We start from the raw sequence: 10,377 nt of genomic DNA on the forward strand, positions 1-10,377 counted from the left end.
CGGCCCTGCGGCGGGGCTGTGGTGATGTACGTTGCGGCTCACAGCAGCCCCCTTTTCGCCAGCGCAATCTCAAGCGCTTGCGGGGTGGTGAAGTGGATGCCGTCCATGCCCACGGCCCGGGCGCCTTCGACATTGTGCACGCCGTCATCGATAAAGATGCAATCTTCGGGCGCGTGGCCCGAGCGTTCGCACAGGATTTCGAAAATCCGGGCGTCGGGTTTCATCACCCGCTCCTGCCCCGATACGACCAGAGTGCCAAAGACCTCACCCAATCGCGGGTGAACTTTCAGCCCCTCGGGCCAGGTCTCAGCCGACCAGTTGGTGATGGCATGGACCGGCGTGCCTTGCGCCTTCAGTCGGTCCAGGATTGCCCAGGTGCCGTGGATCGGGTTCTCTACCGTTCTGCTGTAAAGCCCGACATAGGCTGCAAGCAGGTCGCGGTCCTGCGGATCGTCCAACTCTTGCGCGAGATCGGCAAAACGCTCACCATTATCGCCCCGCGCGTTGCGGGCCCTGAAATCCGTGCGCTCGATGAACGCATGGGCGGCATCTTCCGAGCCCAGCGCCTCGACCCAGGCCAGATGCGGCTGCCAGTCGACCAACACGCCGCCAATGTCAAAAACAACTGCCTTCATTCTGCTGCCTCCTGCAGGGTGATCCGTTCTTCGGCCTCGCGGCGCAGCTTGCGCACCAGTTCCAGTTCGGACTGGAAATCGACGTAATGGGGCAGCTTGATATGTTCGAGGAAGCCGGTGGCCTGAATGTTATCTGCGTGACTCAGGACAAATTCTTCATCCTGCGCCGGTGCGCCCAGATTGTCCTCGCCCAGTTCCTCCCACCGCAGTGCGCGATCCACCAGCGCCATCGCGATGGCTTTGCGTTCGGACTGACCAAAGACCAGCCCATAGCCGCGTGTGAATTGCGGGGGTTCGGTCTTGGATCCCTTGAACTGGTTCACGGTTTCGCATTCGGTCAGCTCGACCTCGCCAATGTCGATGGCAAAGCCAAGCTCGGGGATGTCCATCTCGACCGCGACCTTGCCGATCCGCAGCTCGCCCACAAAGGCATGGTTGCGGGCGTAACCGCGCTGGGTCGAATAGGCCATGCCGAGAACAAAACCCTCGTCCCCGCGCGTCAGGGATTGCAGGCGCAGCGGGCGGCCCGCCGGAAACTCCAGCGGCTCGCGCGTCAGGTCGCCGGGCGTCGCTTCGCTGGCCGGTTCGTCCTGAATGATGCCCTCATCGTGCAGGAATTCGGTGATATGCGGCGTGGGCTCCTGCCGGGCAATGCCATCGGGCGCTGCGGGGGCTTCACCATCTGCGGCCAGTTTGAAATCCAGCAGACGGTGCGTGTAGTCGAAGGTCGGCCCCAGAACCTGCCCCCCCGGCGCGTCCTTGAACGTGGCCGAGATCCGGCGGTCGCAGATCATGCCCCCCGTCTCGACCGGGTTCGAATAGCCGAAGCGCGGCAGTGTCGTGCGGTAGGCGCGGACGAGAAAAATCGCCTCGATCAGATCGCCCCGCGCCTGTTTGATGGCAAGCGCAGCAAGGTCGGGGTCGAACAGGGACCCTTCGGCCATGACCCGGTTCACCGCAAGGCTCAGTTGTTCACGGATTTGCGCAAGGCTGAGCTCCGCCACATCGGTCGATCCGCGCCGTTCTTCGGCCAGCCAGGCATGGGCGTTCTCGATGGCCTTTTCGCCGCCTTTGACAGCTACATACATCGCCTAACCCTCCGCCGTAATCTGCGTGCTGCGCGGCAGCGCCGCGACCTTGTCGCCGCTGGTCAGGAAGAAATCGCATCCCAACGGATAAAGCGCCGCATTCGCTTGCATCGCCCCGGCATCCGGCAGCGACAGATGGGCCACGTCCTTGATACCCGGCCCGCTCAGCGCCGCGCCGCTTGGCTGCAGGTCGCTGCATTCCACGATCAGCGTCGCCGAGCGATCCGGGTATTCCGGTGTCCCGATTCGGTACATACTCAGCGATCCCAGCGCCTCCCATGTGCCGACGGCAAAGTCCGCCTCCGAGGCTGAGACGAGCGGCGCGCCGGTATGGAAAGTCAGCCATTTGCGCACCGCCTCGGTATCGACTGAGCCCGCCAGATAGACCTTGGTTTCGGGGTCGCACAGCGTCAGCAGCAAGGTGCCCGCCGCCACGGACAAAGGCGCTGGCGGTTCACTGCCCGACAATGTGCGAATTTCGCCGGGACGGGCCATGACGGTCATGGCGGCGCGAAAGGCGTGGGCGGCATCGATCGGAGGGTTCTGAAACCCGCCGGAATATTGGGTTTGAGCGGTCATCAGTCCTCTCCCCGCGCCATGGTGAAAAACTCGACCTTCGTGGCCGCCGCTTTTGCGGCACGAGCGGTTTTCTCGGCCTGCATCTGATGCTTCAGCGGATCGACGACCTTGCGGCGCACCGTGTCAGCCGCCGGGGTCTGCATCAGGGCATCAATCAGCGCCGCCGCCTCGGCCTTGGGTTTGGACCGGCCTTGGACATAGGCATGGCCCACAGTGCCATCCTCCAGCACCACCGAGCAACGCGTGACCGTCATCTCGCCCAGATTGAACGGCGCGCCGGTTGCCCCGATGCGCCCGCGCACCATCACGCCGCCCACTTCCGGCGCGCGCAGCCAATCGAAGCGCGGGCGGGTGCCGACACTGTCCCAAAGGGTCATCACTGCATCCTCGGGCGCGCGGGCCAGCAGGCCCATCCATTCCCTGCGCGCAGCAGTCGCGATTTCTGTCTGATCGGTCATCAAAGCCTCTTGGCCGGGTTGTCTATATCAACTATACAACTAGACAAATATTAACCTGCGGTGCCCTCACCCGCAATCTCTAACTCTGTGAATATTTGGTGACATGCGTAAAACACCCATCTGGAAAAGCATCGCGTTGGGGCTGACCTCGGACATCGCGGAAGGGCGTTATCAGACCGGAGACCGCCTGCCGACCGAGGCGCAGCTGGCGGCAAGGCACGGCGTCAACCGCCACACGGTCCGGCGCGCGCTGTCCGAGATGGCCGAACAGGGGCTTGTGCATGCGCGGCGCGGTGCCGGGGTGTTCGTTGCAGCGCGGCCGACGGATTACCCGATCGGCAAGCGCGTGCGCTATCACAAAAGCATCTCGGCCAGCGGCAAGATCCCCGGCAAGAAGCTTCTGGCCCTGACCACCCGCGCAGCCGACAAGGCCGAGGCCGACGCTCTGAACCTGACAACCGGCGACCCGGTCCATGTGTATGACGGCCTGTCGCTGGCCGACGGACAACCCATCGCCCTGTTTCAAAGCGTCTTTCCCGCCCGGCGCTTTCCCGACCTGCTGGCCGCTCTGACCGAGACGCAATCGGTCACGAAGGCCCTGCAAAGCTGCGGCATCGCGGATTACACCCGTATCTCGACCCGTCTGACCGCGCGCGCGGCAACCGCGACGCAGGCGCTGCATCTGCACTTGACCGAGGGTGCCCCGATCCTGTTTTCCATCGGCATCAACGCTGACCCCGATGGAACCCCGGTTGAATACGGCAGAACCGTTTTCGCCGGAGAGCGCGTGACTCTGACATTGAACGAGGATTAAGAACCGGCCGCCCTCCCGCCCGCCTTCGGCCCCCTTGCGGAGGTCTCATCCCGTTGGGCCCGGCGCCGCCAAGGGCGATCGGCGTAGCCGATGGTCCTGCGGGTGCGGGAGACCCCGCGACCAGCGATGCCGCTTTATTCGTATTTCTCCAGAAACGCCTCGGCGCTCAGCGTTCGAAAATCGGGTAACGCGTCGCGCAGGCGGGCGTGGTCCCAATCCCACCAGGCCAAGGCCATCATCCGCTCGGCAACCTGTGCAGGGAACCGGCGGCGGATCAGCTTGGCCGTCACCCCGCCGACGATGGTGTAGGGTGCCACATCCTTGGTCACAACAGCGCCCGACGCGACAATGGCCCCGTGCCCGATGGTCACCTCGGGCTTGATGATCGCCGCATGTCCGATCCAGGTGTCATGCCCGATATGGGCGGTCCGGCTGGCGCGATGCGCAAACCACGCGGCATCGTCCGCCTCATCCGCCCAATAATCCGCGGACCGGTACAGGAAATGATGTTGCGAGGCTTTCTCCATCGGGTGATCCGTCGCCCCGATGCGGGTGAAGCTTGCGATATTGGCGAACTTCTCGATCCGGGCATTGGCGATGTCGCATGTGCGGTCACAATAGGAATAGTCGTCCCAGACAGCGTTCGTGATCCGGCTGCCGGCCCCGATCTCAACATATGCGCCGAAACGGCTGTTGGTGATCTGGCAGTTGGGCTGAATAAACGGCTGATCCGCGCGCAACCGGGCCTGGGGCGTTTGCACGCTTACGTTCACGGCGATACCCGTTTGGTTTTATGCTTGCGCGGCTTGCCGGTCTCACCCTGTATCAGGCGGCGGCGCAGCCAGCCCGAGAACCAGTCCATCAACATCACCATCAGGATGATCAGGACGATGTAATAGGCGACCTCTTCCCAGTCTTTCTGGGTGATGATCGCTTGCGTCAGCAGCAAGCCGATGCCGCCGCCGGTAATCGCGCCGATCACCGTCGCGCTACGGGTGTTGGATTCGAGGAAATACAGCAACTGGCTCAGCAACACTGGCGTCACCTGCGGGATCACACCAAAGCGATACCGCTGCGGCGCATTGGCCCCGGTGGACTGAACGCCTTCGATCTGCTTCTGATCCACATTCTCCAGCGCTTCCGAAAAGATTTTGCCGAAGGTCCCGGTATCCGTCACCAGAATGGCCAGTGCGCCGGTCAGCGGGCCGGGGCCAAAGGCGCGGGCCAGAACGACGGTCCAGATCAACGCATCGACGCCGCGGACAAAGTCGAACACACGGCGGGTCAGGAAGCGCACCGATCTCAGCGGGTTGAAGTTCCGCGTCGCCAGAAAGGCCAGCGGCAGGGCCACCATGCCCGCGCCCAGAGTGCCGAGGAACGCCATCAGGATGGTCTCGAAAATAGCCCAGGCGACATCCTGATGCCGCCACATCTTGTTGGTCCAGAAGTCGTTCAGGATCGCGCCCGCTTCTCCGTTTGCGGCCAGCCCGGCCAGTTGCGGGAAGGATTTGCCGTAATAGGGGCTGTCGAGGGTGAACCAGAACAACTCCCACCCGGTGAAGTACCGGAACACTTCGGACCGGTTGCGGGTGACGGTCAGGCGGCCCGCATCGGTGGTGATCGCCATCCGGTTTTTCGAGATGTTGATCCACGCGGGCACTTCACCCGCAGGCAGTTCGGCCTGCACACCCGCCGAACGGGTCGGCGTGGCGCGCACTGTGCCGTAGCCGGGTATGTCATATTCCACGGTCTCGGGCCCGAAGCGCACAATGTGGCCGTCTTCCAGATCAATCACCGTCATCTCGCCCAGCGCGACCCAATCCGGGGCGGTGCCTTCCGGATAGGCCCCCTTGCGCTCACCCTCGATGGCGGCCGAGACCTCGCCGGTGCGATTGTCACGCTCGATATGAGTCTTGTAGCTGTAGCTGTCGGCCACCAGCGTCTTGCCGTTTTCCCAGTTGGCGCGGTCCGCCAGACCGAGCACATCGAAGGCAAAGAACACATAGGTCAGATAAGCCAGCACCAGCACGGGGAGACCGAAATTCATCAGGCGTTTGCGGCTGAACAGACGGTCGGCCTCGGCCTTCAACTCGTCTAGGGTCAGGTCGGTGGCGAAGGTGCTCATGCCCGCGCTCCTTTCTCGGATCCGTGGGTCAGGCGGTCGCGCAGGTGGCCGGAGATTTGGTCGACCACAACGATTGTGATAAACAGCAGCAGGAAGATTGCCGCGGCCTCATCATAGCGCCCCTGCCCCCAGGACATTGCGTTGCGCAGCTCGTATCCCAGACCACCCGCGCCGACGAAACCAAGGATGGCCGAGGCGCGGATGTTGATTTCGAACCGCAGCAGCGCGTAGCTTACGTAGTTCGGTCCGACCTGCGGGATCACGCCCAGATACATGCGCTGCGACCAGTTGGCGCCGACCGAATGCAGCCCCTCGACCGGTTTCAGAGAGGCGTTCTCGTTCACCTCGGAAAACAGCTTGCCCAAAGCGCCCGCCGTGTGAATGGCAATTGCAATCATCGCCGGAACCGGACCGCCGCCCAGAACGAAGATCAGGACCAGCGCGATCACGATCTCGGGGATCGCGCGGCAGATATCGGCGATCCGGCGGAACAAGGGAATCAGCGCCGGCCACAGCGCCATCCCGCGCGTCGACATCAACGCCAGAAAGGTGCCCGCAATGGTGCCGATCAGGGTCGAGGCGGCGGCGATGTTGATCGTTTCTACCAGCGCCGGGAAGAACGTGACCAGATTGGCGGGCAGCGCGTCGATCTTGTCCCAGGCCTCGGACAGAACCTCGGCCGGGTAGTCGAAGATGCGATGCCAGCCATCGGCGAAACTGCCCGCGTTGCGATCATCCGCAGTGCGGAACCCGGCGGCCATCAGGGCCACGAATATGATCAGCAGAATACCACCATAGACCCGCTTGCGCCGTGTCATCTCGGTATAGTCGGCCCGGATCCGGTCGACGCTGGGGGACCCTGCGGTCAGGTCTGTCATGGAATGCTCCTGAGTGGGGAAACGGGGCCCGGCTTCGACACCGGACCCCGATCTTTGAGTGTGCAGGCTTAGTTGGACTTCAGCTTGCGCGCTTCGATGATGATCTCATAGGCGTCATGGGTGATCGGCTCGAACGCACGGGCTTCACCTGCGGCCACGCCGTAGAAGCAATCACGATCCTTGTCGGCCAGACCAGCCATCAGAGCGGTCATCTTTTCCTTGACGTCCGCAGGCAGGGCCTTGCGCAGAACGATGGGGCCTTCGGGGATCGGCTTGGACTTCCAAATCTCGACCATGTCGTTCATGTCGACCAGACCGGCATCAACCGCACGGCGCAGTGCGCCCGACTGGTAACCGTCTTCCCAATCGCCCAGACCATCAGCCCAGGTGACGCCGCCGTCCACGTCGCCGTTGTTGACCGCAACGATGGTCTGCTCGTGACCGCCGGTGAATTTCACTTCACCGAAATAGTCGCCTGAATCCATGGTTGCACCGGTGGCCTGCGGGATTTCAATCGACGGGATCAAGTAGCCCGAGGTCGAGTTCGGATCGCCAAAGCCAAAGGTCTTGCCCTGCATGTCTTCCAGCGAGGTGATGCCGCTGTCTTTGCGGGCGAAACCGATCGAGTAATAGCCATAGCCGCCATCGGTGTTGACCTTGACCAGAACCGGCTCAACCGCTTCGGCGTCGCTCAGATAGGTTTTGGCATAGCTCGACGCGCCCAGCCAGGCCATGTCGATGGTGCCGCCCAGCAGGCCCTGGATCACGCCGTCATAATCGGCAGGGGCAAACAGCTTGGTTTCGACGCCCAGCGTCTCTTCGGTGTATTCGCGCAGACATTCATTGTTGTTCAGGCGGTCCTGAGCGTTTTCGCCACCCAGAATGCCGATGCGGAATTCGCTGATCCCCTCGGCCATGGCAGGCGCCGCCATTGCAGTTGTTGCCACAAGGGCAGCCATCAGTTTTTTCATCTGTCTCTCTCCGGTTTGATATGCCGGCCTTTCATCGGCCGGTCGATGAAAGGGGTGGTCGGCTCAGATGGTGGCTTCCGCTTCCATCAGCGCCTTTTGGGTCGCGTCCAGCGTTTCGATCTGAGTCGAGGTCGCCTCTTCCGAGAAGCTGGCATCGGCCCCGTAAATCTCGCGCGCCACGCCGGTCGTCAGCTGTTCCGGCAGGCCGTCGAACACGATGCGCCCGTCGCGCATACCGACGACGCGGTCGCAGTAGCGGCGCGCGGTATCCAGCGTGTGCAGGTTGGCAATCACCGTCCGGCCGTCCTCTTCATGGATGCGGCGCAGCGCCTGCATCACCACCTGCGCGTTCATCGGGTCCAGCGAGGCGATGGGTTCGTCCGCCAGAATGATCCTGGGGTCCTGCATCAGCGCCCGCGCAATGGCGACGCGCTGCTGCTGACCGCCCGACAGAGCCTCGGCGCGTTTGGGCGCGTGTTCGGCAATGCCCAGACGGTCCAGAATGTCGATGGCGTGATGAATGTCCGCCATCGGAAACAGGTTGAACATGGTTGCCAGCGTCGAGTGGCGGTTCAGCGTGCCATGCAGCACGTTGGAAACCACATCCATGCGCGGCACCAGATTGAACTGCTGGAAGATCATCGCGCAATCAGCCTGCCAGGCGCGCTTGTCGCGGCCTTTCAATTGGGTGACGTCACGCCCCTGAAACAGTATCTGACCGTCGCTGGCATCCGTCAGGCGATTGATCATCCGCAACAGGGTGGATTTGCCCGCGCCCGAGCGCCCGATAATCCCGATCATGCAGGGTTTGTCTACATCCAGCGTGGCAGAGTCCACGGCGATATTGTCGCCGAAGCGCTTGGTCAGTTTTTTGATACGCAGCACGTGCCACCCCCAATTCGTGTTGGCGGTCAGCTACAGACGCTGTTCAACGGACTTGTGTCAGCGCGGTGAAAGTTTTGTAACGGCGCGAAAGTCGCAGGGTCTACCCATCGGCGCGCCGCGCGGGTATACGCGACCCCGACACTTTAGCTGACACGAGGCCACAATGAGCTTTGACCGCACAATCAAGATCGCCCCGTCGATCCTGTCCGCCGATTTCGCCAATTTCGGCGCCGAGATTCAGGCCATCGAAGCGCAGGGCGCGGACTGGGTCCATGTCGATGTGATGGACGGCCATTTCGTCCCGAACCTGACCTTCGGCCCGCCTGCCGTCAAAGCCTTTCGCCCGCATGTTAAAACGGTGATGGATGTGCATCTGATGATCACTCCGGTCGATCCCTACATTCAGGCCTATGCCGATGCCGGTGCCGACATCCTGACCGCACATGTCGAGGCCGGGCCGCACACCCACCGCACCCTGCAGGCCATCCGCGCCGCTGGAATGAAAGCGGGCGTTGCCCTGAACCCCGGCACTCCGGCCGAGGCAGTCGAGCACCTGCTGGACCTGACCGATCTGGTCTGCGTGATGACGGTGAACCCCGGCTTTGGCGGCCAGAAATTCATCGATATGACCAGCAAGGTCCGCAAACTGCGCCAGATGATCGGCGACCGCCCCGTGCATATCGAGATCGACGGAGGGGTTGATCCACAAACCGCGCCGTTGGTTGCGGCTGCGGGCGCGGATGTTTTGGTGGCGGGGTCGGCAGTGTTCAAGGGCGGGTCGGTTTCGGCACCGGAGGTCTATGGCGAGAATATTCGGGCAGTCCGGGCAGCGGCTGAGAGTGGGATGGCCTGAGTGCAAGCCGCGGGGTCAGACTCGCATCTCCAACGCTCATCAAGCCCAAAAAGCGGGAAACACCCCCGCCTTGACGTTACTGTTGAGAACTCGCGCGTGCTGGTGGGGTTGGTGAGGGGATTCGTATGCATAGTTACAGAACTACGATCATAAAGACCTCCACCTGCCTCATTGATCTTTAGTTATTCCTCAAGCGGTGGTTTTCCCTTTGCAATCGACGGATTTCACTTTGCATATTTGAAAACGCCTCTCGTTCAAGAATGAACTCTTCCAAGATTTCCAACTCGGCAGTCTGATCACCATCAGTCTCCAGAACTTGCTGGAGAGCAGTCCCCAAAGGGCCATCAGCATCAAAAATCAAACCTTTGGAACAACGCTGCTGCAGAACCACGAATTCCAGTGGATCGCTGTTCAAGTTGATCGCGCTGGCAAACGAGTCAATCGAATACAGTGGGGCGCGAAGCGCAAACAAAAAGCTCTTGTTGCCGTCAAATTCCCCTGACAACCCGTACAGAAATTCGCGCGACCTCACGACCAATTTGCCATTGGCACCCAAGTTGGATGCCACATCTCCTGCGACAACCTCGTCAACGTTGACTACCAAGCGAACATAACTTGGTCGCAATCCGAGACCTTTTACTTCCACCTCGATTATTTCATACCTATCTAAGCGACCCACGATAACGGCGTCGGCATCGAGAACGTCGCTTAACTCGGCCTGCTTCGTGTATCGGCATGCACTTGCTGGTGTAATGACCAAGCACAACAGAAACGTCATTGATTTAAGGAGCATGCAAAATCTCAATCTGCTAAAAATTGTTATTACTGTTAGCAGCTTGCGTGCATTCCTGCCAAAAGAAAAAGGCCGCCCCTTTGTGGGACGGCCCTCTTCAATTCAATGGTGTGGGCTCTCATTGCTCCTGCGGAGCAACTGCCGCCCACCGCTTTCCAAAATTATTCGATAATTTTGGAAACGACACCCGCGCCAACGGTACGACCACCTTCGCGGATGGCGAAGCGCAGGCCGTTTTCCATCGCGATGGGCGCGATCAGCTCAACGCCGAACGACACGTTGTCGCCGGGCATGACCA

The 10,377-nt window shown here is 61.5% G+C and carries 13 protein-coding genes; 2 read left to right on the forward strand and 11 right to left on the reverse strand.

Translation table 11 applies throughout. From position 1 onward, the window contains the following. Positions 1–38: 38 nt before the first annotated feature. From ACR0K1_RS17180 to phnG, 4 genes are read right to left on the reverse strand one after another with little or no spacing between them, the layout of a single operon-like run. A complete protein-coding gene (locus tag ACR0K1_RS17180; RefSeq protein WP_480615492.1) occupies positions 39–635 on the reverse strand; it encodes an HAD family hydrolase in 597 nt (198 codons plus the stop codon). Next, entirely contained in the window at positions 632–1,723 is a 1,092-nt protein-coding gene (locus tag ACR0K1_RS17185) for a carbon-phosphorus lyase complex subunit (RefSeq protein ID WP_480615494.1), read from the reverse strand. The genes ACR0K1_RS17180 and ACR0K1_RS17185 overlap by 4 nt, the downstream gene beginning before the upstream one ends. Positions 1,724–1,726: 3 nt before the next feature. Continuing rightward, complete coding sequence (phnH, locus tag ACR0K1_RS17190) at positions 1,727–2,302, reverse strand: phosphonate C-P lyase system protein PhnH (RefSeq protein WP_480615496.1); 576 nt, start codon at positions 2,300–2,302, stop codon at positions 1,727–1,729. Beyond that, positions 2,302–2,760, reverse strand: a complete 459-nt coding sequence (phnG, locus tag ACR0K1_RS17195) for a phosphonate C-P lyase system protein PhnG (RefSeq protein ID WP_480615498.1) — start codon at positions 2,758–2,760, stop codon at positions 2,302–2,304. The genes phnH and phnG overlap by 1 nt, the downstream gene beginning before the upstream one ends. A 103-nt stretch (positions 2,761–2,863) precedes the next feature. Between phnG and phnF the strand changes: the two genes are divergently transcribed. Further along, positions 2,864–3,574, forward strand: a complete 711-nt coding sequence (gene phnF, locus ACR0K1_RS17200) for a phosphonate metabolism transcriptional regulator PhnF (RefSeq protein WP_480615500.1) — start codon at positions 2,864–2,866, stop codon at positions 3,572–3,574. Positions 3,575–3,708: 134 nt separating this feature from the next. Here phnF and ACR0K1_RS17205 read toward each other — a convergent pair whose 3' ends face one another. The 5 genes from ACR0K1_RS17205 to phnC form a co-directional block, all read right to left on the reverse strand. After that, positions 3,709–4,335 (reverse strand): LbetaH domain-containing protein, encoded by a 627-nt coding sequence (locus tag ACR0K1_RS17205; RefSeq protein WP_480851349.1) that lies wholly within the window; start codon positions 4,333–4,335, stop codon positions 3,709–3,711. A gap of 8 nt (positions 4,336–4,343) precedes the next feature. Beyond that, entirely contained in the window at positions 4,344–5,699 is a 1,356-nt protein-coding gene (phnE, locus tag ACR0K1_RS17210; RefSeq protein ID WP_480851350.1) for a phosphonate ABC transporter, permease protein PhnE, read from the reverse strand. Beyond that, on the reverse strand, positions 5,696–6,577 hold the full coding sequence (phnE, locus tag ACR0K1_RS17215; protein ID WP_480851351.1) for a phosphonate ABC transporter, permease protein PhnE: 882 nt from the start codon (positions 6,575–6,577) through the stop codon (positions 5,696–5,698). Before phnE (ACR0K1_RS17215) ends, phnE (ACR0K1_RS17210) begins: the two co-directional genes overlap by 4 nt. A gap of 68 nt (positions 6,578–6,645) precedes the next feature. Beyond that, positions 6,646–7,548 carry a phosphonate ABC transporter substrate-binding protein gene (gene phnD / locus ACR0K1_RS17220; RefSeq protein WP_480615507.1) on the reverse strand — a complete coding sequence of 301 codons (903 nt, stop codon included), beginning with the start codon at positions 7,546–7,548 and terminating at the stop codon, positions 6,646–6,648. Between the two features lie 63 nt (positions 7,549–7,611). Continuing rightward, positions 7,612–8,433 (reverse strand): phosphonate ABC transporter ATP-binding protein, encoded by an 822-nt coding sequence (gene phnC / locus ACR0K1_RS17225; protein ID WP_480615509.1) that lies wholly within the window; start codon positions 8,431–8,433, stop codon positions 7,612–7,614. A 163-nt stretch (positions 8,434–8,596) separates the two neighbouring features. On the opposite strand from phnC, the gene rpe reads away from it, so the two are divergent. Then, on the forward strand, positions 8,597–9,286 hold the full coding sequence (rpe, locus tag ACR0K1_RS17230; RefSeq protein WP_480615511.1) for a ribulose-phosphate 3-epimerase: 690 nt from the start codon (positions 8,597–8,599) through the stop codon (positions 9,284–9,286). Positions 9,287–9,464: 178 nt separating this feature from the next. Here the strand turns inward: rpe and ACR0K1_RS17235 are convergent, their stop codons facing one another. Further along, on the reverse strand, positions 9,465–10,064 hold the full coding sequence (locus ACR0K1_RS17235; protein ID WP_480615513.1) for a hypothetical protein: 600 nt from the start codon (positions 10,062–10,064) through the stop codon (positions 9,465–9,467). A 176-nt stretch (positions 10,065–10,240) separates the two neighbouring features. Beyond that, a partial coding sequence (locus ACR0K1_RS17240) for an EF-Tu C-terminal domain-related protein (RefSeq protein WP_480829390.1) occupies positions 10,241–10,377 on the reverse strand: 137 nt, incomplete at its 5' end.

The sequence above is a fragment of the Ruegeria sp. F5 genome, from assembly GCF_056533845.1.